Origin of the sequence: Blautia sp. AM47-4, assembly GCF_003479865.1 — a bacterium.
Lineage (GTDB): Bacteria > Bacillota > Clostridia > Lachnospirales > Lachnospiraceae > Fusicatenibacter > Fusicatenibacter saccharivorans.
Window position 1 is genome coordinate 57,327 of the sequence record NZ_QUHY01000012.1, and the last position, 24,559, is coordinate 81,885.

Annotated in this window: 27 protein-coding genes, 1 tRNA gene, 1 pseudogene and 1 riboswitch; of the genes and pseudogenes, 5 read left to right on the forward strand and 24 right to left on the reverse strand. The window is 49.7% G+C overall.

All coding sequences use genetic code 11. The annotated features are described in order from the left end of the window. Positions 1 to 68: 68 nt before the first annotated feature. The 12 genes from DW965_RS09675 to DW965_RS21240 form a co-directional block, all read right to left on the reverse strand. A complete protein-coding gene (locus tag DW965_RS09675) occupies positions 69 to 1,787 on the reverse strand; it encodes a phospho-sugar mutase (protein WP_118659914.1) in 1,719 nt (572 codons plus the stop codon). A 275-nt stretch (positions 1,788 to 2,062) separates the two neighbouring features. Then, positions 2,063 to 3,322, reverse strand: a complete 1,260-nt coding sequence (locus DW965_RS09680; protein ID WP_055266837.1) for an AfsR/SARP family transcriptional regulator — start codon at positions 3,320 to 3,322, stop codon at positions 2,063 to 2,065. Positions 3,323 to 3,577: 255 nt separating this feature from the next. Continuing rightward, a complete protein-coding gene (locus DW965_RS09685; RefSeq protein ID WP_158579571.1) occupies positions 3,578 to 4,216 on the reverse strand; it encodes a metal-dependent hydrolase in 639 nt (212 codons plus the stop codon). Between the two features lie 260 nt (positions 4,217 to 4,476). Then, positions 4,477 to 6,093: an amidohydrolase gene (locus DW965_RS09690; RefSeq protein WP_117805124.1), complete on the reverse strand. Its 1,617-nt coding sequence runs from the start codon at positions 6,091 to 6,093 to the stop codon at positions 4,477 to 4,479. Between the two features lie 117 nt (positions 6,094 to 6,210). After that, positions 6,211 to 7,689 carry an alanine/glycine:cation symporter family protein gene (locus DW965_RS09695; protein ID WP_117510525.1) on the reverse strand — a complete coding sequence of 493 codons (1,479 nt, stop codon included), beginning with the start codon at positions 7,687 to 7,689 and terminating at the stop codon, positions 6,211 to 6,213. Between the two features lie 185 nt (positions 7,690 to 7,874). Next, a riboswitch (Lysine riboswitch) is annotated at positions 7,875 to 8,049 on the reverse strand. Between the two features lie 104 nt (positions 8,050 to 8,153). Next, positions 8,154 to 8,279, reverse strand: coding sequence for a maltose acetyltransferase domain-containing protein (locus DW965_RS09700; protein WP_117510523.1), 126 nt, complete (start codon positions 8,277 to 8,279; stop codon positions 8,154 to 8,156). Positions 8,280 to 8,322: 43 nt separating this feature from the next. Further along, positions 8,323 to 8,733: a peptide deformylase gene (locus tag DW965_RS09705; RefSeq protein WP_117805125.1), complete on the reverse strand. Its 411-nt coding sequence runs from the start codon at positions 8,731 to 8,733 to the stop codon at positions 8,323 to 8,325. A 41-nt stretch (positions 8,734 to 8,774) separates the two neighbouring features. Beyond that, positions 8,775 to 9,191: a hypothetical protein gene (locus DW965_RS19335; RefSeq protein WP_173827430.1), complete on the reverse strand. Its 417-nt coding sequence runs from the start codon at positions 9,189 to 9,191 to the stop codon at positions 8,775 to 8,777. Positions 9,192 to 9,263: 72 nt separating this feature from the next. Further along, positions 9,264 to 9,869: a class I SAM-dependent methyltransferase gene (locus DW965_RS09715; protein WP_117805126.1), complete on the reverse strand. Its 606-nt coding sequence runs from the start codon at positions 9,867 to 9,869 to the stop codon at positions 9,264 to 9,266. After that, positions 9,856 to 10,407, reverse strand: a complete 552-nt coding sequence (locus DW965_RS09720; protein WP_117805127.1) for a hypothetical protein — start codon at positions 10,405 to 10,407, stop codon at positions 9,856 to 9,858. Before DW965_RS09720 ends, DW965_RS09715 begins: the two co-directional genes overlap by 14 nt. Then, positions 10,404 to 10,637, reverse strand: coding sequence for a GNAT family N-acetyltransferase (locus DW965_RS21235; RefSeq protein ID WP_330421088.1), 234 nt, complete (start codon positions 10,635 to 10,637; stop codon positions 10,404 to 10,406). The genes DW965_RS09720 and DW965_RS21235 overlap by 4 nt, the downstream gene beginning before the upstream one ends. Then, positions 10,625 to 10,972, reverse strand: coding sequence for a GNAT family N-acetyltransferase (locus DW965_RS21240; RefSeq protein WP_330421089.1), 348 nt, complete (start codon positions 10,970 to 10,972; stop codon positions 10,625 to 10,627). The genes DW965_RS21235 and DW965_RS21240 overlap by 13 nt, the downstream gene beginning before the upstream one ends. 195 nt (positions 10,973 to 11,167) lie before the next feature. On the opposite strand from DW965_RS21240, the gene DW965_RS09730 reads away from it, so the two are divergent. The 3 genes from DW965_RS09730 (at position 11,168) to DW965_RS19935 (ending at position 13,493) form a co-directional block, all read left to right on the forward strand. After that, positions 11,168 to 12,004 (forward strand): AIM24 family protein, encoded by an 837-nt coding sequence (locus DW965_RS09730; protein WP_117805128.1) that lies wholly within the window; start codon positions 11,168 to 11,170, stop codon positions 12,002 to 12,004. A 161-nt stretch (positions 12,005 to 12,165) separates the two neighbouring features. Then, complete coding sequence (locus DW965_RS09735; RefSeq protein WP_243036557.1) at positions 12,166 to 13,137, forward strand: MATE family efflux transporter; 972 nt, start codon at positions 12,166 to 12,168, stop codon at positions 13,135 to 13,137. After that, a complete protein-coding gene (locus DW965_RS19935; protein ID WP_243036563.1) occupies positions 13,032 to 13,493 on the forward strand; it encodes an MATE family efflux transporter in 462 nt (153 codons plus the stop codon). Before DW965_RS09735 ends, DW965_RS19935 begins: the two co-directional genes overlap by 106 nt. Positions 13,494 to 13,557: 64 nt before the next feature. On the opposite strand, the gene DW965_RS09740 is transcribed toward DW965_RS19935, so the two are convergent. From DW965_RS09740 to DW965_RS09755, 4 genes are all read right to left on the reverse strand, one after another. Beyond that, positions 13,558 to 14,232: an FUSC family protein gene (locus DW965_RS09740; RefSeq protein ID WP_022461591.1), complete on the reverse strand. Its 675-nt coding sequence runs from the start codon at positions 14,230 to 14,232 to the stop codon at positions 13,558 to 13,560. Between the two features lie 25 nt (positions 14,233 to 14,257). Further along, the gene (gene ttdB, locus DW965_RS09745) at positions 14,258 to 14,890 is read right to left on the reverse strand and encodes a L(+)-tartrate dehydratase subunit beta (RefSeq protein WP_022461435.1); all 633 of its coding nucleotides are present in this window, start codon (positions 14,888 to 14,890) and stop codon (positions 14,258 to 14,260) included. A 15-nt stretch (positions 14,891 to 14,905) separates the two neighbouring features. Beyond that, complete coding sequence (gene ttdA, locus DW965_RS09750; protein ID WP_022461434.1) at positions 14,906 to 15,811, reverse strand: L(+)-tartrate dehydratase subunit alpha; 906 nt, start codon at positions 15,809 to 15,811, stop codon at positions 14,906 to 14,908. A gap of 105 nt (positions 15,812 to 15,916) precedes the next feature. Further along, positions 15,917 to 17,182 carry an SLC13 family permease gene (locus DW965_RS09755; RefSeq protein WP_117761398.1) on the reverse strand — a complete coding sequence of 422 codons (1,266 nt, stop codon included), beginning with the start codon at positions 17,180 to 17,182 and terminating at the stop codon, positions 15,917 to 15,919. A gap of 283 nt (positions 17,183 to 17,465) precedes the next feature. Here DW965_RS09755 and DW965_RS09760 point away from each other — a divergent pair, with 283 nt between their 5' ends. Next, a complete protein-coding gene (locus DW965_RS09760; RefSeq protein WP_117761374.1) occupies positions 17,466 to 18,380 on the forward strand; it encodes a LysR family transcriptional regulator in 915 nt (304 codons plus the stop codon). Between the two features lie 31 nt (positions 18,381 to 18,411). On the opposite strand, the pseudogene DW965_RS22140 reads toward DW965_RS09760, so the two are convergent. The 5 genes and pseudogenes from DW965_RS22140 to DW965_RS09785 all read right to left on the reverse strand — a co-directional run bounded on the left by DW965_RS22140 (position 18,412) and on the right by DW965_RS09785 (position 21,665). Then, positions 18,412 to 18,959, reverse strand: a pseudogene (locus DW965_RS22140) (histidine phosphatase family protein). A 154-nt stretch (positions 18,960 to 19,113) separates the two neighbouring features. Further along, positions 19,114 to 20,094: a DUF3878 family protein gene (locus DW965_RS09770; protein ID WP_117761375.1), complete on the reverse strand. Its 981-nt coding sequence runs from the start codon at positions 20,092 to 20,094 to the stop codon at positions 19,114 to 19,116. Between the two features lie 239 nt (positions 20,095 to 20,333). Then, entirely contained in the window at positions 20,334 to 20,576 is a 243-nt protein-coding gene (locus DW965_RS09775; RefSeq protein ID WP_226906357.1) for a response regulator, read from the reverse strand. Then, a complete protein-coding gene (locus tag DW965_RS09780; RefSeq protein ID WP_147398267.1) occupies positions 20,552 to 20,992 on the reverse strand; it encodes a hypothetical protein in 441 nt (146 codons plus the stop codon). Before DW965_RS09780 ends, DW965_RS09775 begins: the two co-directional genes overlap by 25 nt. Beyond that, on the reverse strand, positions 20,946 to 21,665 hold the full coding sequence (locus tag DW965_RS09785; RefSeq protein ID WP_117761377.1) for a transporter substrate-binding domain-containing protein: 720 nt from the start codon (positions 21,663 to 21,665) through the stop codon (positions 20,946 to 20,948). The genes DW965_RS09780 and DW965_RS09785 overlap by 47 nt, the downstream gene beginning before the upstream one ends. Positions 21,666 to 21,933: 268 nt before the next feature. Here DW965_RS09785 and DW965_RS09790 point away from each other — a divergent pair. Then, positions 21,934 to 22,010, forward strand: a tRNA-Arg gene (locus DW965_RS09790). Here the strand turns inward: DW965_RS09790 and DW965_RS09795 are convergent. The 3 genes from DW965_RS09795 to DW965_RS22535 all read right to left on the reverse strand — a co-directional run bounded on the left by DW965_RS09795 (position 21,969) and on the right by DW965_RS22535 (position 24,469). After that, complete coding sequence (locus DW965_RS09795; protein ID WP_330421093.1) at positions 21,969 to 23,591, reverse strand: site-specific integrase; 1,623 nt, start codon at positions 23,589 to 23,591, stop codon at positions 21,969 to 21,971. The two genes, DW965_RS09790 and DW965_RS09795, sit on opposite strands and share 42 nt — an antisense overlap. Positions 23,592 to 23,611: 20 nt before the next feature. Further along, positions 23,612 to 23,818 carry a helix-turn-helix domain-containing protein gene (locus DW965_RS09800; protein ID WP_005541444.1) on the reverse strand — a complete coding sequence of 69 codons (207 nt, stop codon included), beginning with the start codon at positions 23,816 to 23,818 and terminating at the stop codon, positions 23,612 to 23,614. A gap of 528 nt (positions 23,819 to 24,346) precedes the next feature. Then, complete coding sequence (locus tag DW965_RS22535) at positions 24,347 to 24,469, reverse strand: helix-turn-helix domain-containing protein (RefSeq protein WP_442857826.1); 123 nt, start codon at positions 24,467 to 24,469, stop codon at positions 24,347 to 24,349. Positions 24,470 to 24,559 lie beyond the last annotated feature (90 nt).

Sequence of the window (24,559 nt, forward strand, 5' to 3'; positions counted from 1 at the left end):
CGATTTTTGTACAAAAAGACCTCACCCGCCGGGCTGAGGCCTTTTTTTGTTTCTATATCACACAGCGTTTAAGCAGTTACCATTGCATTTTTTAATTTTTCCAGTTTCTCGGCTGCATCTTCAAGGGATGTGCCTTTTACGCCGAAATAGAATTTGATCTTCGGCTCAGTACCGGATGGGCGCACACAGCACCATGCGTTGTTTTCCAGCTCATAGTAAAGAACGTTGGAGGACGGAAGTCCGGTCGCGCTCTTCTCGCCACTTACGAGATCCACTCGTACGTCTGCTTTGTAATCGCGTACGGCAAGAACCTGGAAACCGCCCAGCTCTTTTGGCGGGTTCTCACGGAAGTTGGTCATCATGGTCTGGATCTCTTTTGCACCGTCGATACCTTTTAAGGTCATCGTTGCAAGACCCTCTTTGTAATAGCCGTACTCTTCGTACATATCCACCATGGCATCCCACAGTGTCTTGCCCTGCTGTTTGTAGTATGCAGCAACCTCGCACAGCATCATAACTGCCACGCAGGCATCTTTGTCTCTTGCATATGTTCCAGCCAGGCAGCCGTAGCTCTCCTCCAGGCCGAAGACATAGTTGTGTGCACCGCTCTGCTCAAAGAACTTGATCTGCTCGCCGATGTATTTGAAGCCGGTCAGAACTTCGATCAGTGCCACGTTGTAGGCTTTTGCGATTGCTTTTGCCATATCTGTGGTAACGATCGTCTCAACGAGAGCCGGGTTCTCCGGCATGGTTCCGTTCTTGGTGCGCTCGCGCAGGATGTACTCTGCGATCAGCATACCGGACATGTTTCCGGTGAAGCTTACGTACTCGCCGGTCTTGCTGTCTTTTGCATAAACGCCGAGACGATCTGCATCAGGGTCGGTTGCAAGGATGATGTCAGCGTCTACTTCTTTTGCCAGTTTCAGCGCCAGTGTCCATGCTTTCTCGTCTTCCGGGTTCGGGTAAGCCACCGTCGGGAAGTTTCCGTCCGGCATTTTCTGCTCTTTTACAACGTAAACCTGATTAAAGCCAAGCTCGCGCAGAACGCGGCGTACCGGCACATTTCCGGTTCCGTGAAGCGGTGTGTAGACGATCTTCATATCTTTTGCCGCATCTTTGATGATTTCCGGATGAATGCTCTGCTCTTTTAATTTTGCGACGTAACGGTCATCAAAATCGGTTCCGATGACCTGGAACAGGCCTTCTGCTCTTGCATCATCTTCTTCCATCGTTTTAACGGCAGAAAACTCGGTTACTTTTGCTACCTCTGCGAGAATGTTTTTGTCGTGCGGCGGTGTAATCTGTGCGCCGTCCTCCCAGTATACTTTGTATCCGTTGTACTCTCTCGGGTTGTGGCTTGCGGTAATGACGATACCGGAAATACAGCCGAATTCACGGACAGCAAAAGAAAGCTCCGGTGTCGGACGCAGGGACTCGAACAGATACGTTTTGATTCCGTTTGCATTCAGGCAGAGTGCTGCTTCGCGTGCGAATTCCGGAGACATTCTTCTGGAATCGTGTGCGATGGCTACGCCTTTTTCCTGTCCGTTCTGGGAAATGATGTAGTTGGCAAGGCCCTGGGTTGCCTGGCGTACGGTGTAGATGTTCATGCGGTTGGTACCCGCTCCGATGACACCGCGGAGTCCGCCGGTACCGAACTCAAGCTGACGGTAGAAACGGTCTTCGATTTCTGCCTCATTTCCTTCGAGTGCTTTCAGCTCTTCTCTGGATGCCTCATCAAAATATGGATCATTGCACCATTTTTCATATACTTCTCTGTAACTCATGTTTGTTATCCTCCCTGTCTGTTGTACTTTATTTAACTTAAGACAGCAGACTTTTTTCTGGATTTAAGCTCGTTTCATTACAGCTTAAAGTTACCATTTATTTAGTCTGCCGTCAACTTAATTTTTAATTTACAATTATTCAGAGCCATGTAAAAACTCAGAGGCGGCTGTGGATCCTGCTTGCAGGAATGAACAGCTGCTTCTGAATTTTTATAGGACGAGAAACCGCAGCGAGATGCAGCGCAAGCGGAATCTTCCAAGCAGCTGTACGCGAATCATAAAACATCGTCTCCTTCTAAGAACTCAAGCTCTTTTTCGGTCTGAATTGCCGGCAGTGCACTGTATTTCAGATTCTTTGCCCAGCCTTTTTTCTCCTCGGAGAAGCGCTCGCTGATTCTCTTGTAGACGAGTTCGCATCCTCTCTGGCTGCCGCCCTGCAGCAGAATCACATACTGGGACGGGCTGTATTTTGCAAAGAAATCGGAATGACGCAGGCTGCGTTTCATTACCTCAAGCAGCTTTTCGGACATACGGTCAAGGCGCGGACCGCCTTTTGCCGGGTAACCTTTTCCGTCTGTAATGGTGCACAGCATCAGCCACGGCATCTGTCCGTTCAGCTCGGACATACGGTAAACAAGTCGGTAGCAGTCACGGAATCCGGCGAGGGAACAGAAGAATGCTCCGCCCTTTTCTCCCGGGCTCTCCTGAAGATCTGCCTGTACCTCTTCGATCACGCGGTGTCTGCTGCCCATGCGGCTTCCCAGATAGCGGTACTGCTCCACCAGTTTCTCGCTCGGTGTAACGCCAAGCTCTTCAAAGTAATGTTTCGAGGTCTGCTCGTACAGTTTCATGGCCTCTTTGTATCTCTCCAGGCCGATCAGCGCCTGCATCTGGACTGCCTGCCACTCGTCGAACGGATACAGTTCGGAAGCAACAGAAGTCAGTTTCTGCAGCTCATCGAACTCCTCGTTTTTCAGAAGATACTCACTTACTTCTTTCAGTGCATCGGAATATACTTTTTTCAGCTGCGCGCGCTCCGCCTGTACCCACTCTTCCTCGCCGAAATCTGCAAGGAACTCTCCGGTGTACAGCTCCAGTGCTTCGATCATCTGATCCATGCGCGCTTTCTCGTCTGTCTCTTTTCCTGCTTCCAGGATCTTATTTTTGATATCAATCGCATCTACCTCGACCGGCATCGGGCTGGTCCAGTGGTAAACGCCTTTCTGTGTATAAATGTACTCAAACTGCGGAAGTCCTGCCTCGACAAGGCTTCTTTTCAGGCGATGTACGCCGACACGCAGGCTGTTTGCCGCGTCCGCCACATCTTCTCTTCCGTATGTGCTCTCCAACAGTCTTCCTCTGGAAATTCCATTGTCCTTGTTATAGAGGAAAATCTGCAGAAGTCTCATCGATTTTGTTGCCATTGTTTTCCGGAAGGAAATCGGCTGGTCGCCGTACTCCAGGAAAAAACTTCCCATCATGTGTACTTTTAAAAGCGGTAACTGTTCTGTTTGGTTTTTCATTTCTTCGTTCATACTAACTCCTGTATTGCCTGTTGTGCTCTAATCTCTGTTGTCGGTTGCGCTGCGCTCCGCAATCGGCTGCGGTAACGGGCCGGCGGTTCCCTGTTCGTTCATTTCAAAAACAATTACGGACGCCGGATTTCTGTTTTCTATTTTACATCATTTTAATCAAAAATCCTACTATAAAATGTATAAAATATTAACTTTAACACCGAAAAATTCCTGCTTTTTCTTCCTTTGTCTTGTTATCTTTTTGTCAATCCCATCTCATCCGTAAATTGCCCGCATGATTTTAGCCATCAGCCGCCCTGCAGGCGCCGAGATCACCAGTATTACAGCAAGAGATACCATGCCGCACCCGAGCAGTGCGCGGTTCACAAGTCCCCGTGCTGAGCAGAGTCCGAGGCAGAATCCCTTCTTCCAGGGCCAGAACAGCTTTTCCGGTTTCCGGTTGAAAAAATCGAGCACCAGATGGGACAGAAAGCCCACGGCAAAATAAGCGGACACATCCGGGTAGATGATGTCCACGCACGCCGTCAGCAATGCCAGCGCCGCAAATGAATGCATGAAGGAGCGGTGCGGCTGCTGTTTCCCATAGGCGCAGATCAGCAAAAATGCTGCCGTTCCGGCGAGGAGACGCAGCACGCTGCTGTCGCTTGTGAGGCGGCGGTAAATTCCAAGATTCAGTTTATACTCCGCAAGAATTGTGAGCACCGCAACTGCAACTGTTGCCGTAGTGATCTTATCGGCATCGCGGTGCGCCTGTGAAGTGCCGACATCAATGTCACTGATCAAACCGCCGATCGCGGCAGCCCCGGCACCGGCCACAAGCGCGGGAACCGTCTGCGGCTGTAAAACAGCAAGTGCCGCTGCTGTTCCAATAAAAAAATGTGTTCTTCCAAGCATTTGTCTGTTTTTTCCTTTTGTAAAATTTCCTTTATCATAGCACATTCCCTCCCTTTTATGCAACCATTTGTTCGATTCTTTTACGACCGTATGGTCCTATCAGGATCAAAAAAGAACCTCCTGCGACCATTCATCGCCGCAGGAGGTTCTCCTCTGTTTCTGTCTTTATTCCATACTATTTTCAGGTTATCTTATTTTACGTTTTTCCCTTCATTGTATGAATTTTCATTTGACATTTATTACTCATTTGAGTTATGTTCTTATGCTTCATATACCAGTTCACCGGCAAGATACGTCCGGCACACCGGAATGTCTTTGATCGTGCTCTCATCCACCTCAAACGGATTCTGACCCAGTACGACGAAGTCTGCCATCATGCCTTCTGCGATCTGGCCTTTCACGTTCTCCTCGAAACTTGCCTCGGCGCTGCGGATCGTGTAACTGTCGAGTGCTTCCTGTACGGTGAATTTCTGATCCGGCAGGTACGGGCCGACATGGTCGCGCAGCGTTGTTCTTGTGACAGCGCACTGCATGCAGGCGAGGGCATCCGGCAGCTCTACCGGGCAGTCAGTTCCGTTGCTGACGGAGACGCCGTTATTCATCAGCGTCTTCCAGCTGTAGCTTGTGCTCGCAAGCTCTTTGCCGACGCGCTCCTCTACGATATGGTTATCGTAATCGAGGAAGATGCTCTGTGCGTAAACGTGAAGATGCATTTTCGCGATTTTTTCAAGCTGATCGGCTCTTGTGATCTGGCAGTGCACGATGCCGTGGCGGTGATCTTCTCTCGGGTTTTCAGCAAGGGCTTTTTCATAGGCACTTAACACGCGGTCGAGGCACGCATCACCGATCGTGTGAACTGCAGCCTGCATGCCGTGTGCATTGGCGTAGCCGATCATCTCATCCATGGTTTCCTGGGTGAATACCGGGATTCCGCAGGTGGACGGGTCGTCTGCGTATGGGCGACTGAGGAATGCTGTTCTCGCACCGAGTGCGCCGTCGCCGAGCATTTTCAGCGGGCCGATTTTAAAGCGGTCTGTGCCGATGCCGGTCACATTTCCAGCCTCAACGAAACCTTTTAAGGATTCCAGATCGGTAAAGTTGCTCTGCTCGTAAACGCGGACGGTCAGCTCGCCGGAATCCTCGAGTTCTTTGTATGCTTCGTTGACGGTCTGCCACGGAACGGCGCGGTAAACGCAGTAATCATCACTCTGGCTGCTGGTGACGCCGTAGCTGTTCAGGGCTTTGCAGGCGCTGCGGATCATATCTTTGATTTCCTCTTTGCTCGGCACCGGAATGCTGTCGTAAACCGGTTCCATTGCATTGTCGAAGAATCTTCCGTCCGGCTCACCGTTTTCCATACCGATCTCTCCGCCCTCCGGCTGCGGGGTATCTGCGGTGACGCCGAGGAGTTCCAGCGCTTTGCTGTTGACTACGAGGCAGTGGCCGCACGCTCTCGTCGCGCAGATCGGAACTTCAGTTGATACGCGGTCAAGATCGTAGCGGTTCGGCATGCGGTCCACGTCCGTGAAGTAATCCTGATTCCAGCCGCGGCCCATCAGCCATGCGCCGTCTTTTCGCGGATGCTCTTTCTGGAAGGTGTCGAGGCAGGCGAGCATATCTTCCAGGCTTTCGGTATGTGCGGCAAGCTGCGCTTTCAGCAGGGAGCTTCCGTAATTTAAAAGGTGCATATGGCTGTCGTTAAAACCGCTGCAGACGAATTTTCCGCCGAGGTCTACAACTTTGTCGCCGGCTGCTGCAAGGGCATCTGCCTCTGCGCTGCTTCCGGCGAAAACAAATTTGCCGTCTTCTACTGCAAACGCTTCGACAAGCGGCAGTTTTCCGGTGTAGACAGCTCCGTTTTTGTAAATTGTTTTCATATCATTATCCTCCTACTGTCATCTAAATTTGATTCTATTCTTTTCTGCCCATTTGCGCAATATACAAATTCAGACACGCTATTCTCATGCGTGTCTGGATTCGCTTTTGAATATTTTTTATTTCGTTTTCTCTTCGTAGAACAGGCAGGCGTTCTTGTCTACCGTGCCCTGGCCGAAGTTTCTTGCTTTGTAGTCTTTCAGCAGTTTGAAATACTGGTTCGAGAGAATCAGGATCACTGCTACGTTGACGAAGGTCGGGATCGCAGATGTGATATCAACGACAGTCCAGATAAAGCCCTGGTTGTTTGTCTTTACCAGATAGATCGTCCACAGTACGCCCGGCAGAGCGCGGACTGCGTAGAAGATTTTCATGACGATATCTTTCATCTTGCCTTCTTTTTTATACAGATGCTCCAGAATTGCCAGATAGTAGGTGAACCATCCGCCGGAAGTCGTTACAGTGAAAATGACCATGATGACTGCCAGAAGGATGCTTCCAAATTTGCCGAATCCGCTTGCAAATGCACTTAAAGCAAGTGTTCCGCCGTTCGTTCCGTCGGTCCAGTTTCCGCTTAAGATAACGGAAAGTGCGGTGATCGTACAGATAACCATGGTATCAAAGAATACCTCGAAAGATCCCCACAGACCCTGCTCTACCGGATGCGGTGTTTTTGCGGAAGCATGGATCATTGGAGAAGTACCCCATCCAGCCTCATTGGAGTATACGGAACGCGCCATACCCACACGGATAATCTCGCTGACTGCGCAGCCGGCAAAACCGCCGATCGCTGCTGTTCCGGTAAATGCGTTTGTTACGATGGCTGCAAATACGCCAGGAACGCGGTTGATGTTGATGATGATCATGCCAATTCCCATCAAGATATAAAGAACGCTCATAAATGGAACGAGCTTGCTGAACAGACTTGCGATTTTCTTCGTACCGCCGCTTGTAACGACATAGGTCAGAATGCAGAGCAGAACGCCCATCACGATAACGCCTTCTACTTTGAAGCTTCCAAGATTGATATTCTCAATACCGAACGCACCGGCTACGACCTGAGATGCGGTCAGGTTGGAAGAGGTTACGAAGAAGGTGGAGAAAATACCGATGCCGAAGATGAGCGCCGGGATCAGCCACAGCTTGCCCCAGTGGCGCTCCTCGCCAAGTCCGCACTCCATGTAGTAAGTCGGACCGCCGTAGTACTCACCTTTTTCGTTGGTGTGACGGTAGTAGCAGCCGAGGGTAACCTCAACCTGTTTTAATATCATACCAAGCAGAGACGAAAGCCACATCCACATAATGGCTCCCGGGCCGCCTGCTGCAACTGCAGTTGCAACACCGGCGATATTACCGAATCCTACGGTACCGCCGATAGCGGTCGAAATCGCCTCAAACGAGGAAAGCATACCCTTTCCTTCACTTGCTTTGTCTTCTTTCTGGAACAGTTTTCCGCCGGTTCTCTTCATAATCCAGCCAAAGTGACGGAACTGGAAAAATCCAGAACGAACGGTAAAGTACAGACCGGTCAGAATCATCAGCGCGATCAGCGGCACGCCCCAAAGGACACCGTCCAGCCAGTTAAGAAATGCTATCATGTCAAAATCCTCCCTTTTTTCTTTTCCGGCAACAGTTTTCTTCAGACGTATCCTGTAACACCCGTTTCGTCTTTCGTTCTCCAACCAAACAGATTTCCACCCCTGGAACCTTTTGTCACGGTTCCAACTGCAGTACAATAAAAAGAGCAGCGGTCTTCACCACTGCTCCATTAAATCTACGTTCATGAAGCAATAGCTCCTCCACCAGTACGGTGAGAGTGCACAGCCTGTTCGACTGTACCCCAACGCAGACAGTTTTTCGGGAACTGCCCCGTTTCGGCGAATGCTCCTTTCCCTGCCCGTCCCAGACCCCGTTGTCTCAGGACAGCTACTCTTAGCCTTCGCGCCTCTATTGCCGAATATGTATATTGACAGGTATTATCATATGTTTCTTTTCGCTACTTGTCAATCGTTTTTTCGACATTATTTTACAAAAATTTTATATTTTCGAAATTTGTCCTGATTTATTTGACTTTCTTGTCTCCCTCTGACGGCTTCAGCTGGTTGAACTTCCACAGACGCTCCATATAGCCGGACTGCTCTTTGGCCAGCTCTTCCACATTCGGGTTGTAAATGATTCCTTTTACCATTCATTCTCTGTCTGTCATACTGTCCTCCTGTCTGCTGTAGGATCTAAATAAGTATCCCTTCCAGATGATCCATCTCATGCTGGCAGATCTGGGCTGGCCAGCCGGTGAATTTCTGGCGTTGTTTTTTCCAGTTCCAGTCGTAGTATTCGATTTCGATGTTCTGGTACCGCTTTGTTTTCCGCACGCCTGGCAGGGAAAGGCAGCCTTCTTCTGTTTCGTAGGGGCCGCTTTTGCGGACGATCACCGGGTTGAACATGATGATGTCGCGGAATCCGGCGTTTACGATGATGATGCGTTTTTTCACGCCGATCATATTTGCCGCCATGCCGACGCATGCCTCGCGGTTTGCTGCCAGTGTGTCCTGCAGATCTCTTCCCACCTGCAGATCTTCCTCTGTCGCCGGGACGGATTTCTGTCCGAGGAAGAGAACGTCTCTCATAATTGGTTTTACCATTTGTGTTTCCTTTCTCTTTCGGCCTTAAAGGCCAAAATCGTTTAATTTTCTATTTGAATCCACATATCGCACGATGTGCATCCGATTACGTTTTTTCCGCCTTTCTGCTCCAATCGTTCTACTGTTCCGCTGCAGAACGGACAGATCCAGTCAATCTGTTTTCCGGCTTTGACGGCCTGCATCATGTTGACGAATTTTGTCGTATCTACATTTTTCGAATTGCAATTCTGCGTCCAATCACCGGAGAGTACTTTTCGCAATTCGCCGTTTTCATTCAGAATAACGGTGTCGCCCTCCTCGATGTTCCAGTCATACAGCATCTGATCCTCCTGGCGGATGCGCGATTCTGTTCCGTTTTCATCTTTCAAAACAACAACTGCCATGACAGGCTCGTCGGCACCGCGCTCCTCACAGCCGAAATCAAGGTCTTCCTCAATTCGCATTACCTGATATTTCATAAAAACGCCCTTTCTTCAAATATAATTCATGCTTTTTTGTATTCCACACGGTTTTTGCTGTTACAAAACTTTTTATTCCTGAATCGTAAAAATCACAACCCGCTCCCGGCTATCCCCGCCCGGAAACAGATCCATACAGTCGATCTCATCGAGAAATTCCAGTTCCGGCACCGTCATCAGATACGAGATATAAGCATCCGACGGGTAATAGAAAAACAGCTGGATCTCCCGCGGATTTTCGTAGTACGATTCCAGCAGTCTTGCCATCGCTTTTCTTAAGATTTCAAGCGAAAACGGGTTAAAAAAATACACCCGGTCCACTTCCGCAGGAACGGGAAAATTTTCGGCGCTCTCCAGCACAAACTCCGTCCGCGCACCAGAGGCCGCCGCCTTTTTGTTTTCCATTGCCTTCGCATAAATCCGCTCATCATACTCCACACCGATGGACTGGCACCGGGTCTGCGCCGATAAGAAGAAATCTACGCGGCCCTTTCCGCATCCGTAATCGAGCAGCGTATTTCCCTTTCGGATCATCCCCGTGTTTGCCATCCGCTCCAGCACGCAGTACGGGGTCGGCTCATACGGATACCGGTACAGATCCGACCGGCTGTCGTCCCGCCCCATTGTGTGGATCTGAAGCAGCTTGTCCCAGCGGTTTTCGTTTTTATCCTCTCTCATCGCCCGTCTCCCGATACTGTTCGAATAATTCCAGATACTCCTGTTCCACCGCATCAAACGGCCGCACCGCGTAGTCCAGCGTGATGTGAAGCTTCGGTGCATCCCCCTCCTGCGGCTCCTCCAGCAGATTCGTCAAATCGTACCACAGCAGATCATTGTCGATCTGTTTCATCATCCGCTGCTCCTCCGCCGTCAGATCACTGCCAAGATATTTCTCATAAATCACCGAAAGCAGATGGTCCTCGATCTCGCGGTACCGCGGCATTTCCTGTTTTAATGGCCGCGGCACGTCCGACATGTAACACTCGCTCGCGTCATGCAGAAGGCACGCCAGCACCAGCCGCCGGGAATAGCCGCGCGCGGCCGCCTCTTTCGCACAGCAGATGCAGTGCTCTCCCACTGACCAGAACGTCGTCACATGGCCGTTTCCGCGGCAGATCATCGGCAGCGCATGCGCAAAATCCTCCACACAGAGCAGTTCCGGAGCGGGATGCACAGGGTCAAAATGTTTTCTTGTATACGTTGTTATTGTGCTCATTCTTTTATCTCACTATATGATTTTACTGCCGGCTGTCCCGCGTGCGGCTCGCCGATGATTTTTTCCATCCAGACCATATCGTACCAGCGGTCGAATTTGTAGCCGCAGTTGTGGAAGGTTCCCACGAGTTCGAATCCGAGATGCGCATGGAACTCGGCGCTGTTTTTCGTCAGATATTCATCCTCGACCTGCGGATAGCCGATGCAGGCGTAGAGGTTCAGAATGCCCATTTTTTCAGGCGGTCCGCCAGCTCTTCATACAGTCTCCGGCCAAGGCCTCCTTTTCTTGCATTGTGATCGAGATAAATGGTCAGCTCGCTCGACCAGTCGTATGCGGCGCGGCCGACAAAGGCATGTGCGTATGCATAACCTTCGATTTTTCCATCCTGCTCGATGACGAGGTATGGATATTTTTTCATGATATCACGCATGCGGTTCTCAAATTCTTCCAGAGACGGCACGTCCCACTCGAAAGAAATGACGGTGTATTCTACATAGTAAGCATAAATCTCCAGAATGCGTGCGGCATCCTCTATTTTTGCATCTCTGACAGTAATTGTACTCATAATAAACTCCTCCTCTGACCGTACTGCTTGCGTTTTCTGAACTTTATCTTATCACTCCGCTGAAAAATGGACAACATGATTTCCAGATTTCCTTTTTTTCTAAATTTTTCTGTGCTCTTTGCTTTCTTTCCTGTATAATAAAAGAAACAAGACGGATCACTATTTTTCTTCTTAATGAAAGAAAGGAACGTGCCTATGAAAATTTTAAATCTCGAAAACGAAAACCGGAAATTCACCAAGTCCATCGAAAATTTCCACGTCATGGAATATCTCCAGGATTCCAGCGTCTCGCCGATGACTGCCATGGAGGAGTATTACATGAGCAAAATGAATGTGCGCCGCCGCCAGGTTGTCATTGAACTGGACAAGGAGCACTCCGCGATTATCCAGTCCGGTGCGATGCAGTGGATGGGCGGCCATGTACAGGCGACCGCCGGAATCAAAGGGATCGGCGACCTGTTCGGAAAGGCCATCAAAGGCGCCATGACAAAGGAATCTGCCGTAAAACCGGAGTACGTCGGCGACGGATATCTCGTGCTGGAACCGACCTACAAATACATCATTCTTGTGGATGTCGAGAAATGGGGCTCCTCCGGAATGACGATTGAGGACGGCATGTTCCTCGCCTGCGACGGCAGAGTCAAAACCAAACTGACCGCCCGCAAGAGCATTTCCTCCGCTGTCCTCGGCGGCGAAGGCTTCTTCAATCTGAGCCTCGTCGGCAGAGGCGCCGTTGCCCTCGAAAGCAACGTACCTGAGGACGAGCTGATCGAAGTCGAACTCGAAAACGACGAACTGAAAATCGATGGAAACCTCGCCGTCTGCTGGTCCTCCAACCTTGATTTCACCGTAGAGCGCTCCACCGGAACCCTCGTCGGATCCGCCGTCAGCGGTGAAGGCCTCGTCAACGTCTACCGCGGAACCGGCCGCGTCCTCATGAGCCCGGTCGCCCCGACAGATTCCCTGCCGACTGCAACCAACACGACCCAGGCGAACCCCGCTGTGAAGAACAACCTTCCGCCGGAAAATTAAATTCGAATCCTCTCCGCCCCTATGCCTAATACGCATAGAAAAAAGTCAAATTAAACCTCGTTTTTGATTGACACTTTCTTCAAAACATGTTAGCGTAAAATACGCATTTATCTTTACATTCTTAAGAAAAACCATACGATAAAATACATGTTCTGGAGAAAATGATGAATAGAATAAACTGGACTGAACTGAAACCGCAGATTCAGCAGGTCGGGCGATTAAGTCTGCCTGCGATTCTTACACAGATTACTACGATTGCGATGCAATACATTGATTCCGCGATGGTCGGCGCGCTTGGGGCGAATGCTTCGGCGGCGATCGGACTGGTTTCGTCGACGACGTGGCTCCTCAGCGGTACGATTTATGCGGTTTCAGCCGGTTTTTCTGTTCAGGTAGCGCATCAGATCGGGGGAAATCATGACAAGAAGGCAAGGGATGTTGTGCGGCATGGCATCGCGTCCGCGCTTGTTGTGTCGGCTGTTTTGTGCCTGATCGGGCTTCTGATCAGTCATCCGCTGCCGGGGTGGCTCGGCGGTGCGCAGAAGATCCGGCGGAATGCCACGCTCTATTTTATGATGTTTGCCATCATGCTTCCGTTTTCCCAGCTCAACTCGCTGATGTCGTCCTTCCTGCAGTGCAGCGGTGATATGGTGACACCCAGTATTTTAAATGCCGTCATGTGCGTGCTCGATGTCATTTTCAATGCTCTTTTGATTCCGGTTTTCGGTGTCATGGGTGCCGGTATGGGAACGATGCTGGCCTGCGCCGTCATCAGCCTCACGGGTGCCTGGTTCTGTTGTGTCCGCAATCCGCGGCTGCGTCTCCGCCGGAAGGAAAAAACGGTTTTCGATGCGAAAATTCTGAAAACTGCATTCAAAATCGGTTTGCCGGTTGCCGTACAGGAAATCGCGATGAACAGCGCCATGGTTGCTGCCACCATGCTGATTGCCCCGCTCGGCTCCATTGCGATTGCGGCCAATTCGTTCGCCGTCACCGCCGAAGGCTCTGCTACATGCCAGGCTACGGCATCGGTTCCGCCGCGACAACGCTCGTCGGCAGAAGCTACGGCGCCGGAAATTACAAGCTGGCGAAACGCTACGGAAATATCTGCATTGCCATGGGCGCAGTCCTGATGGCCATCACTGGAGGTCTGATGATGATCTTCTGTCCGTTCGTCTTTAGTATTCTGACTCCTGACCCGCAGGTTCGCTCGTTTGCCGCCGAGGTACTCCGCATCGAACTGCTCGCCGAGCCGTTTTTCGGCGCTTCCATCGTTGCCGCCGGAGCCCTCCGCGGAACAGGCGATACGTTTGTGCCAAGCCTTCTGAACCTTGGCAGCATCTGGGTCATCCGCCTCGGTCTCGCGGTGCTTCTCATCACCCCGCTCGGCCTGCGCGGCATGTGGATCGCCATGGCTATCGAGCTCTGCATCCGCGGATTGCTGCTGCTCTACCGCCAGCATACATCGAAATATTATAAAATATCATAAACGCCATACAAAAAAGAGGTGATCTGCCGGCACAGAGCAGATCATCTCTTTTTTTGCATCCTGCTTATTTTTTGTTTTTCATTCCAAAGTTTTTCTGTTCATCCTCGCGGAACAGACGGTTTTTATCCTTATAAGACTGAAACGCATGTTTTGTCGCCTTCCACATGGTCCGGAACGAGAGCCCCTGTTCTTTATCATATTTCGATGGCAGTAAAAGATAGCAGAGAAGGGAAATCAGTACGCCGATGCCGGTATCCAGAATCCGGGCAAGCGTATAGAAAACAACTCGTTCCTCACCAACTGTGTAAAGTACCACAAAGTAGACCACGATTCCCGGCTGGATCGCAGAGTCCGCCTGCAGTGCCAGATTGCACCACAATACCAGGCAGAGCCCTGCCGCCAGCCACAGAAAAGCCGGAATTCCAAACGGCTGTTTCTGATACAGCATGTAGAATGGAATGACCAGGATTCCTCCCACAAACGTTCCGATCAGGCGATTGATTCCATTGTGGAATCCCTCTTCAAACCGGCTCCCAACCCCGTACACTGCGCCGATCAGCGCAAAGCAGGGGTTGCGGCCGCCAGGAATCAGATATTCATAAATCAGGGAAGTCAGCAGAACAACCACCGCTGTCCGCCACATGCGTTCCGTCAGACGGGGTGATTTGAAATCCTTCAGCGGCGTGAGCTGCCACTTATTTTTCACCTCCGCCCGGTCCAGCATTTCCTGTGGTCCCATAGGCTGCTCCTGTCAAAAACTCTTATTATTTGATAAACTTCACTTCCGGATAAATTGCCTGTTTTGCAGCCTCTTTGCGCTCGTTGAAAACAACTTTGTTCTCTTCAAACAGGTTGCGTCCTTCTGCATCAATAGAAACGATCAGCGGACCGAACTCTTTTACTTTATTGCACCATAACGTCTCCGGCATTCCCAGTTCATCCCAGTGATGCTCTGCAATTCTTTCCACCTCAGTCGCGGCAACAACCGCGCAGCCTGCCGGGAAGACACAGTGAATGGCACCGAATTCTTTACATGCACGCTCGGTATTCGGACCCATGCCGCCTTTTCCGACAATGACACGTACGCCGGTCAGTTTTGTAAATTCATACTCGAATTTCTCCATACGCATGGAAGTAGTCGGTCCGACAGAAACCATCTCGTAATCATCTTCTGTTCCCTCAATTTTCCGTACGATCGGGCCGGCATGGAAAATTGCCTTGTCTTTGATATTATATGGAAGCTCTCTTCCGTACTCAACGAGTCTGCGGTGTGCAACGTCACGGCAGGTCATGAGATCGCCGTCCAGCCAAACAATATCTCCGATGTGGATATCTTTCAGGTCTTCTGCGCTTACCGGTGTAATCAGAACTTTTTTATCTCCTCTAATTTCGATCATAATTCGTACCTCCGTTTATGCATTAAATTTCCAGGTGGAATGTGTATCACAAGTTACTGTCAGATCAGGATTTACCACGATATGGCCGCGGCGGTGGGACCAGCATCCCACATTTACGGCAACGCCGATCGTGGATGGATGGCGGGCGGTGTTTTCAATGTTTACACCCATAACGGAATATTTTCCGCCCATTCCCTGCGGTCCAAGGCCGATGGCATTGATGCCGTCTTCCAGCAGACGCTCCATTTTTGCTGCATTTGCATTTTCATTGTGGGAACCGATCGGGCGCATCAGCGCTTTCTTTGAATTTAATGCTGCGGTTTCGATGGATGTTCCAACTCCAACGCCGACAAGAAGCGGAGGACACGCATTTAAGCCGTAGCTTGTCATCTGATCCAGTACGAAATCGGTGATTCCTTCATATCCTGCACCTGGCATCAGAACCATCGCTTTTCCAGGAAGCGTACATCCGCCGCCTGCCATGTAAGCGTAGATTTCGCATTTGTCACTGTTCGGAACGATATCCCACCATACGGTCGGGGTTCCTTTTCCTACGTTTTTCTTGGTATTGTACTCATCAAAAGTCTCTACCGAGTTGTGGCGGAGCGGTGCTGCAAAGGTAGCCTGTACAACAGCCTCTTTCAGCAGGCCTTCCAGTTCATTGATGTACGGAAAATTCGTTCCGCATTTCAGCCAGAACTGAAGCACGCCGGTGTCCTGGCAGCTCGGACGGTTTAATTCCACCGCCAGTTTCTGGTTTTTGGTCATCGTCTCATACAGTGCTTTCGGAAGCGCTGCTGTTTCCTGGGAGCCCAGCTCCTCCAGCTTTGCAACTACATCGTCCGGCAGCTTTTTGCCGATGTGGGCAACAAAATCAGCTACCATGTCTGTTAAAACTTTTACTCCATTTTCGTTTGTCATAATATACCTCCTATGAATGATTTTCATGAGTGAACTTTGTGGTGCGGGGCAGGAATTTTCTGCCCCTTGTGGTGTGTGATACCTGTTTATGCGAAGGAATGCTTATCATGGATAAAAAGGAAACAGGATGGGCAGCAGTATCATGCAGATTGCAAAGGATACGAGGATCAGAGGCAGGCCGGATTTTACATAATCCTTGAATTTATAGCCTCCGAGTCCGACTACCATCGTGTTTGCAGGCATACCAATTGGTGTTGCATACGCGCAGGAACCGGCGATAACAGTTGCAATCACAACGGACCGCGGGTCTGCTCCAAGGCTGTTTGCAAGAGAAACAGCGATCGGAATCATAAGTGCCGTAGTGGCTGTATTTGACATAAAGTTGGTCAGTACACAGGTTACCAGGAAAATTACCAGGAGAAGCAGAATCGGATTTGGATTGGATCCGAGCAGACCGACGATTTTATCGGCGATCATACTTCCTGCCCCTGTGACATCCAGTGCTTTTGCCAGGGAAAGAGAGCCTCCAAAGAGGAGAACTACTTTTAAGTCAATGGAATTCAACGCTTCTTTTTCTGTCAGAACCCCGGTCAGCACCAAAAAGAGTGCGCCAAGACAGGCGGAAAGCTGAATGCTGATTCCAATTAATTCTTCGAAAATCATAGCGAAAATTACAACGATCAGAACAACAAGTGAAATGATCTGTTTCCATTTCGGAACATTGCTGAAATCTTTCTGCTCTTCCAGGTTCTGGGCTGCTTCGTTCTGATTCTGCGTAAGAAGTTTATATCCAAAACAGACGAAGTAGAGGATTCCTATCAGCAGCATCGGAATTCCGATTGGCGCGTACATGAAAAAGCTGGTTTTGATTCCCATCTCCTGCAGTGCATTGACGCCCATCAAATTTCCCGGCGCTCCGATGATAGAGAGGTTTCCGCCGAGGGCTGCCGCGAATACAAGCGGCATCAGCAGGTGGCTTCTGGAATAACCGGACTCATCTGCGATTCCACAGACAACCGGGATCAGTACGGCAGCGGTTCCGGTGTTGGATAAGAATCCGGACATCACGCCGGCAATTACCATAATGGCGATGATCAGTGTTTTTTCGGTTTTGGCAAAGCGGGTTACAAGTCCTCCGATTTTGTTTGCCATTCCCGTCTCGAAAAGTGCCTGGCCGACAACAAACATGCCGATGCAGAGGATAACGTTGCTGTTTACGTATTGAGAGAAAGTCGTTGATACATCCAGAATTCCGGTGAGAGTCAATCCAAGCGCACAGATCGAAGCTGTCAGACCCAGCGGAATTTTCTCCAGAATGAAGCTGACAATCGCAAATACCAGAAACAGCAATGTGATTGTGGTTTGAGACATTCCCAAATCTCCTTTCGTTTTTTCAGTTTTCTTTTTCTTGAAAAGCATCGGCCGAACACGTTTCTTTTGTTACTTGTATTATACGGCGTGTACTGGTTAAAAAACAAATTGGTGGAATACATGACCCCATAAAAAATTTTTATATTCGCAAAACAGGGGCTCTTTTTTTGTGCATTTTTACCTGGTTTTGCGGGAAACCGAAAAAAAATATAGAAACATTTACGTCTCTATGGTATCTTAATGGTAATATAACGTTGTCTCAACGAACATTTGGAGGGGAAAAATGACTTTAAATCAGCTTCGTTACTTCTGTATGGCAAGCCGGTGCCACAGTATTACAAAAGCAGCCGAGGAATTGTACGTGACGCAGCCGACCGTATCGGTTGCTATCCGTGATCTTGAAATTGAATTCGGCGTCAGTCTCTTTTCCAGAAAGGGAAATCAGTTAATTCTGACGCGTGAAGGGGAGGAATTTTATCAGAAAGCAAATTATATTCTCCAGTACTGCAATGAGCTGCAGGCGGATTATTCCAATCTCTCCCGTGTGCGCCCGCCGATCCGCATTGGTATTCCGCCGATGCTGAGCACCGTCTTTTTTCCCGAGCTTCTTCTCGCTTTTTCAGAAGAGCATCCCGAAATTGCGGTATCTCTTGAGGAGTATGGTTCGGTCCGTGCCTGTAATCTGGTGCAGGATGACACACTGGATCTGGCGCTTGTCAATATGGAACAGTATAATATTGATAAATTTCACCATGCCGTTCTTGCGGATGACCAGGTCGTATTTTGTGTAGCAAAAAACCACCCCCTGGCAGGCAGAGAAGTGGTTTCCATTCAGGATATGGCAAAACAGCCCTTAATTTTCTTTAATGCTGACTCGGTGCAGAATCAGCTCCTGAAGCTGCGGTTCGAACTTGAGGGGTATACACCGAATATCATCATGCGGAGCAGCCAGATTTACACGACACTGCAGTTTTTAAAGACGGGCCGCTATGCCTGTTTTCTGTATTCCAGCATGACTGATAAATTTCCGGAAATCATCGGCATTCCGATGCAGACACCAATTCGAGTGAAAATCGGCATGATATGGAAGAAAAGCAGATACATCAGCAGCGATATGCAGACGCTGATCTCTTTTACAAAAAAGTATTATCAGATGCATTCGTTGATTCCATCGGACAAAAAAACGAACGGGGATTGAATATATCCCCGCCGTTTTCTGTAATCTTTTTTTATTTCTCTGGAAAATCGTATCGTACAATCTCACAGTTTTTCACACCAAATGCCGCATATTCTTCATTCGTCATATCGTGAAAATACGACTGCACGACACGCGCAATGCCGTTGTGTGCGACGAGAATATACGTTTTTTCATCGGATTCTTCCCGAATTTCATCCAGCAGATTATAGATTCTCTGCGCCAGCCGCAGAGTCGATTCGCCGCCCTCGTGGCTCATTGCGAAGCTTCCTTCGCCTTTTTGAAGTCCGCTCCATCGCGTGCTGTGGACTCCCATTTTCCAAAATTCTGCTCCGTCAGCCGCGGCTCCGGCCGCGCCGGGATGCCGGTCATCTCGGAAATATGTTTCGCGGTGTCTGCCGCACGAACCAGCGGGGAATACAGAATCTCATCCGCCTGAATCCCCTCTTTCAGGATTTTCTCCCCGGTCTCAACCGCCTGCTGATGCCCAAATTCCGTCAATGCAATATCCGTCGCCCCACAGATCTTATTCTCCACATTCCAGATCGTCTGCCCGTGACGCACAAAATAAAAATGTCCCATGAAATGATTCCTCCTGCTTATCCTCGTCAAATGTTTCTTTCTTTTCAGAATATCACAAGCCCGCATCTGCCGCAATGAACTGTTTTTAAAAACTCCATTTCCACCAGATGAATCTTATTTTATTCACTTTTTGTACCTTTTCTTTAATTCATTTTCAATTTTTAAACGTCTCAACCTCCACAACCCGGTCTTTCCCTTTCGTTCCCCAGATCATCAGATGGGCCTTATATTCCACCGAATCCCGTGCATAAAAGAATGGCTCCTCGCGCAGCAATGATGCGCGTTTTCCTTCGGCTTCCAGTATCTTTTTCCGTTTCATTGCCTGCTCCTGGATTTTTCGGATCTGGGTTCCTTCTTCGCCAGTGAAGCGTCGTTTCGGGTAATTCTGTGCTTCGCGGGCCAGTTTTTTTTCCAGTAAATCCACGACTTTCGCGTGGCGGCTCGTATGCAGCAGTTTTGCGATCTGTTTTGCGAGGAGTTTTCCCTGCCATTTTTCATAAAGTGCAAGATACCTCAGCAGCACTTTATCGCCTGCCTCCGATGCCAGTTTTTTCATCTCCGTAATTGCCTCTTCCGTCGCTTCCCACCACGGGCATGACGGTACGAGATACTGATCCGGCACGGCCGGGTAGCAGCAGAAATTGAGCGGCGGGAAATTGGCCAGCGATGCCAGACGCATTTCTTCCTCGGTGCAGAACGCCTCGCCGAGGTATTCCAGCTTGTCCCGCAGGATCGCAATACGGAACTCAATCTGCCGCAGATACTCGTATCCGTCCACCCAGAAATGACCCGTTTTTCCGTAATCAAACAGATGCACTTCCAATGAAAGGCGGCTGAAAAACAGCGTGCACACCGTCTCTCCCTGCCGCACGATCAGAACGTACTGCTCCCCGTCTTTTTCCAGTGCAGCATCTATTTCTCCCTCGTATTCCTTCTGATACGTTCCCGTCAGCTCCGCGTCATGAAAAACGAGAAAGCTCTCTGCCGCATCGTTCATCAGATAGACAAGCCAGATCTCCTTTTCTCCTCCCCCGTACCGCTCACCCGGAAGCAGCAGCTCGAACTGCCCCTGCGAAAGAAGCACATCCAGCCTTTCCAGTTCCTCGGTCCATGTGATATTTTCTGCAATTTCCATTCCGTGATTCTCCCCTGTTTTCTTTTACTTCCTATGATACACTATAAAAAGGCTCCACTGCAATCCAAAGCAGTAGAGCCCCTTCTCCAAATTTTTCTGTTATTAATCCGTCCCGTTATCCGGCGCATGCCGTCCGCACTTTCTCGTCCAGCGTCGTCTGAATTTCTTTTAAGTTCACCGGTTTCAGAATATGCCCGCGTCCGCGCACCGCTTGCGATCCGTTGCAAAGGTATTTGCTGTCATCGCAAAAATCGGAACATCATTGTCCTCACGCACACTGTTTCGAATTTTTTCGTCGCCTCGATGCCCTCCATCACCGGCATCTGCATATCCATGAAGATCGCAAAATAGCTTCCCGGATCCGACGCTTCAAACTGATCCACGGCCTCGGAACCATTCTCCGCCCAGTCCACGACAAGGCCGAGGCTTCCGAGCAGCTCCGTCGCAACCTCTGCATTCAGTGCATTATCCTCCGCAAGCAGAACAGCAGCACACCTGCAATCAGTGCCACCAGATACAGCGGGTGGTCAAACAGATACGCCATGATGGTCGGTGTCCCCACATCTTCCACATAGCTCTGCACAATTTCCGCTCTGCTCTTTCGTGATACGTTGTAAAGCGTTTTTTCCCACAGACCGTAGAAACTCCGGTCAACCTCTGAGAGTACGCCCATCCGCAGGGACATCGATGCACCTGGCACAACTTCCACGCGGAGGCGGTTCTGCGTATCATCTCTTGCCAGCTTCTGCGCTGTGTAGGTCATCAGCAGTGCACCGTCCACATTCTCATTGACCAGTCTCTGCACACATTCGTCCGTATCTTTCACCGACACAATTTCTGCATTCGGCCATTCATTGTTCAGGATTTCTTTGACCGTCACACCATCGTCGATTACCACTATTCTCTGCAGTTTTCCCGACGCACCGCGCCGCCGCAATTCCTTTTGCCTCCCCGTTTTCATACCACGAGTATTGATTTCCGTCCGGATTCATCACGCCGCGGATCACGGCGCCGCTCTCTTTCAGCTGGGAAAGAAGCGCTTTTTCCTCTGCCGTGTAATCAGTATTCACTTCCACGGAACCGTAATATTTATTGTACAGATCAGACCGCCAGTTCGGTGTCTCCACGTTCATGCTCGTAAATGCGGTGATCGCCGGATGGCGGGAAAATGCAAACTCCTCCTCGCGCTCCGGTATCTTTTTGGCAGCCGTATAAATGTCTGCTTCTCCATTTTGCAGCATCTCCTCACATTCCTTCGCCGTCTTATCGTATCCGACGTAGGAAAACGTACACTGCATATATTTGGCAATGCCCTGCATCATCTCATATCCATATCCGCTCCACAGTCCGTTTTCGTCCTGCATGTGATAGCTGTCGAAGGCTGCTGCTGGACCTATGAAAAAGCCTATAAGAGAATTTATCAGGTACTCACAATGGAAAATTCCTGAAGTAAACTGCGGAATCGCAAGTATGTGTTTCGTCTTGAAAAAGCAGCAAAAATATAGTATAATATTTTTGTTGCTGACCCGGCTGAAACATTTATAATTCTTGTTTCTGTAGCTCAGTAGGATATAGCGTCCGCCTCCTAAGAGAAAGCCGAGGCATTCCCCAAATTGGGGAACGTTCTAATGTTACCAAATCAAAAAAAATCTGTAGATTGACAACTCGAAAAAGAGTTGATAATCTTATATATGGCCGAAGGGAAAAATCCCAGAAACCCAGTAAAATCAAGGGTTTGCGGCATGTGTCGTCATAGCTCAGCTGGATAGAGCACTCGCCTCCTAAGCGGCAGATTGTTCGATTCCTTCGAGCAATGAAAATTGCATAAATCTTAAAAATGTCTCAGTAGCTCAGCTGGATAGAGCACACGCCTCCTAAGCGTGGGGTCGGAGGTTCAAATCCTCTCTGGGACGCCAGAAAGCACCGCTGCAAGCCTTTTTTCGGGGTTTGCAGCGTTTTTTTGTTCCTCCTTCTCCAGGTAATTTCACTTCCGTTACCGGGAGATTTTTATACGCCGCATGATGTATATTTGCTAATTGGACTCGAACGCTTTTCAGAAATTTGCTAAGAAAATTCTGCGTTTTGCTAATTCGATTTTTCGGATCACTTTGCCGGGCTTGCGCCGCTATCAGGGCTGCGAGCGCACTTGCCAGCTCCGGCGACTTTTGAAGCTGCTCCACAAGGCTTTCAAGGTCCAGGGTCGCAGGCTCCGATTTTGCCGGTTCCTCCGGCGGACGGACATTGCGAAGATCAGGCTTGGCATAGAAAGCTGTCTCGAATTTCTGAGCATTGACCTTTCTATCCTCGTCCAGAATGTGAGCATAGATACTGGTTATCATGTCGATCTCGGCATGGCCTGTATCGCCCTGGGTAGCTTTCAGATCACCGTGGTTCAGTTTCAGCTTGTAGGTGGTACTGGAATGACGGAGAGAATGAAAGACCACCTTCGGCAGCCCTGCGTCCTCACGGAGCTTTGCAAACTCTTTGAGGATGATCCGATCCTCGCAGGGCCGTCCATTGGGAAGTGCCACCACCAGATCGAAGTCCTGATACTCGTCGCCCAGGAAGCCTTTCAACTCGTCTTGGGACTTCTTCCATTCCCGCAGGATGTAAGCCAGCGTTTTCGGCAGCCACACCTTACGGATACTGGAATCGGTTTTCGGCTTTTTCAGGATAATTCTTGTGCTGGTGTTCGGCATGAGCGGAGTGAAGATGTAATAGATATCCTTCTCACCCAGCGTTTCAATCGCCCGTTTGGAAGCCCGTGTCAGCTCCTTGTCGATGTAGACATAGGCATTATCCGCCGCAATATCTTCATCGGAAATATGGACGTTTTCCCAGGTCAGCCCCAGGATTTCACCCATACGCAGAGAGCAGGCAAAGGAAAGGTTCATTGCCACATAGAGCTTGCTGTCCGTGCATTTGTCCAGGGCAAGGCGGATCATATCCGCCGTCCAGATATCTCGTTTCGCATACTCCGTTTTCGGGAGGATCACATTGTCAAAGGGATTTCTTGCAATGATTTCCCATCGTACCGCCTGCTTAAACGCACACCGCAGGAGCTTGATGATCTTTTCAATGGTCTTGTCGCTGACATAGGTGGTAACAGCCTTTCGGGTCTTGGTAGACACCGACTTGGTTTTCTGCAAGGTCTGGATATAACCGTCAACCGCACGGGGAGTAACCGCCTGTACCTCCATATCACCGATGATCGGATTGATATAGTTCGCAATCAGCGCCGTTTGGCTGTCATACATAGACACGCCCCATTTCTTTTCTCCGTAAAGAGATACGAAGTCATAAAGGAATTCGGTGATCGTCTGATTGCTTGGTGGGAGAAAAGTTCCCGTGTGCTGCTGATTTTCGATTTCCGCCTTGCGCTTCAAGGCCTCTTTGTGGGTATGCCAGGTTTCCCACTTCTGTTTGGTTTCTCCGTTTTCGTCCACATAGTTGTAAACAACGGAATAGTTTTTCTTTCGCTTGATTATAGATGCCATATCGTTCTTCCTTTCTTGGATCACAGGTCGAGGGAGTCAAGCCACTCGTCAAATGACCGCTTGGAAATGCGTATGGCGTTACCAATTCGCACGATTTTGAAGTGCCCTTCTTTTACAAGGATATATGCGGAAGTTCTTCCAATGCCCAGGATTTGAGCAATATCGTCAACCGTATATGTCCTTCTTTCAGGGGTTTCTTTCTTCGTGCCGTTCCATGTTTGAGACATGAGAACCCCCTTTCAGTTATGAAAAGGAACAGCACGAATATGTGTGGGTAATATAACTTCCACCATCATTTTACCGTGCTGCTCCGTGTTTGTCTGCTGCTAATTGAAAAGTTTACGATCTATCCATAAACTTTCAAAAAAGAAAAGTAGGCTTACGGACGGCTGTTGGCACAGCTCCACGGGAGTTTCACCCCGGCCCATGCTGATGGGTGCGGCGCACAATGCTTTGTGGGCGTTCAATGCGCGAGTATCTTTAACCCTGCCCGTGTGTCATCGCCCACAAGCTGCCACGCTTGCTTTGCGGTCTGGCGCTGTTCGCTCGCCCGTTACAGTGGTCCCGTCCTGCGGACTTGAAACGAGGTCATGGCGCACCGGCCGTATGGCTCGGCACAAACAGGAATGTATCCGTTTGCCTTATACTGCGGCGTTGGCCTCCCAACGGGCTTTCTTTGTCAAGGTGCTGCCTCCGGCCACGAAAGAGAGGAAACAGGGAAAGGGTAAGCTGTTTTCGCTTTCAGACCGGGCTTGTCAACTCATGCTGACAATGGAATGAATGAGCTTGATCTCCAATCGGCGCTTCATGTATTCGTCCACCCGAACATGGGGCTGGCCGTCAGGATCGTAAAGTGTCCGGGTGCAGAGCTTGTTGATATAGCCTCATAGTACCGAAGCACCTGATCCACAGCCTGGGAATCCCCATCACGGGCGGCGTCGATCACCGAAAGAGGAAGAAGCTCCTTG

What these genes read in the sequence shown, in the direction of transcription:
- DW965_RS09800 (WP_005541444.1), bottom strand. Translation starts at nt 23,818, where the DNA reads ATGTCTCAAACATGGAACGGCACGAAGAAAGAAACCCCTGAAAGAAGG.
- DW965_RS09730 (WP_117805128.1), top strand. Translation starts at nt 11,168, where the DNA reads ATGAAAATTTTAAATCTCGAAAACGAAAACCGGAAATTCACCAAGTCC.
- ttdA (WP_022461434.1), bottom strand. Translation starts at nt 15,811, where the DNA reads ATGACAAACGAAAATGGAGTAAAAGTTTTAACAGACATGGTAGCTGAT.
- DW965_RS09755 (WP_117761398.1), bottom strand. Translation starts at nt 17,182, where the DNA reads ATGTCTCAAACCACAATCACATTGCTGTTTCTGGTATTTGCGATTGTC.
- DW965_RS19335 (WP_173827430.1), bottom strand. Translation starts at nt 9,191, where the DNA reads ATGAAATATCAGGTAATGCGAATTGAGGAAGACCTTGATTTCGGCTGT.
- DW965_RS09685 (WP_158579571.1), bottom strand. Translation starts at nt 4,216, where the DNA reads ATGCTTGGAAGAACACATTTTTTTATTGGAACAGCAGCGGCACTTGCT.
- DW965_RS21240 (WP_330421089.1), bottom strand. Translation starts at nt 10,972, where the DNA reads ATGAGTACAATTACTGTCAGAGATGCAAAAATAGAGGATGCCGCACGC.
- DW965_RS21235 (WP_330421088.1), bottom strand. Translation starts at nt 10,637, where the DNA reads ATGGGCATTCTGAACCTCTACGCCTGCATCGGCTATCCGCAGGTCGAG.
- DW965_RS09770 (WP_117761375.1), bottom strand. Translation starts at nt 20,094, where the DNA reads ATGGAAATTGCAGAAAATATCACATGGACCGAGGAACTGGAAAGGCTG.
- DW965_RS09700 (WP_117510523.1), bottom strand. Translation starts at nt 8,279, where the DNA reads ATGGTAAAAGGAATCATTTACAACCCGAATGTGGAAGAGCTGGCCAAA.
- DW965_RS09690 (WP_117805124.1), bottom strand. Translation starts at nt 6,093, where the DNA reads ATGAAAACAATTTACAAAAACGGAGCTGTCTACACCGGAAAACTGCCG.
- DW965_RS09735 (WP_243036557.1), top strand. Translation starts at nt 12,166, where the DNA reads ATGATGAATAGAATAAACTGGACTGAACTGAAACCGCAGATTCAGCAG.
- DW965_RS09675 (WP_118659914.1), bottom strand. Translation starts at nt 1,787, where the DNA reads ATGAGTTACAGAGAAGTATATGAAAAATGGTGCAATGATCCATATTTT.
- DW965_RS09705 (WP_117805125.1), bottom strand. Translation starts at nt 8,733, where the DNA reads ATGGTAAAACCAATTATGAGAGACGTTCTCTTCCTCGGACAGAAATCC.
- ttdB (WP_022461435.1), bottom strand. Translation starts at nt 14,890, where the DNA reads ATGATCGAAATTAGAGGAGATAAAAAAGTTCTGATTACACCGGTAAGC.
- DW965_RS09760 (WP_117761374.1), top strand. Translation starts at nt 17,466, where the DNA reads ATGACTTTAAATCAGCTTCGTTACTTCTGTATGGCAAGCCGGTGCCAC.
- DW965_RS09740 (WP_022461591.1), bottom strand. Translation starts at nt 14,232, where the DNA reads ATGGGACCACAGGAAATGCTGGACCGGGCGGAGGTGAAAAATAAGTGG.
- DW965_RS09695 (WP_117510525.1), bottom strand. Translation starts at nt 7,689, where the DNA reads ATGATAGCATTTCTTAACTGGCTGGACGGTGTCCTTTGGGGCGTGCCG.
- DW965_RS09795 (WP_330421093.1), bottom strand. Translation starts at nt 23,591, where the DNA reads ATGGCATCTATAATCAAGCGAAAGAAAAACTATTCCGTTGTTTACAAC.
- DW965_RS09720 (WP_117805127.1), bottom strand. Translation starts at nt 10,407, where the DNA reads ATGAGCACAATAACAACGTATACAAGAAAACATTTTGACCCTGTGCAT.
- DW965_RS09715 (WP_117805126.1), bottom strand. Translation starts at nt 9,869, where the DNA reads ATGAGAGAGGATAAAAACGAAAACCGCTGGGACAAGCTGCTTCAGATC.
- DW965_RS09680 (WP_055266837.1), bottom strand. Translation starts at nt 3,322, where the DNA reads ATGAACGAAGAAATGAAAAACCAAACAGAACAGTTACCGCTTTTAAAA.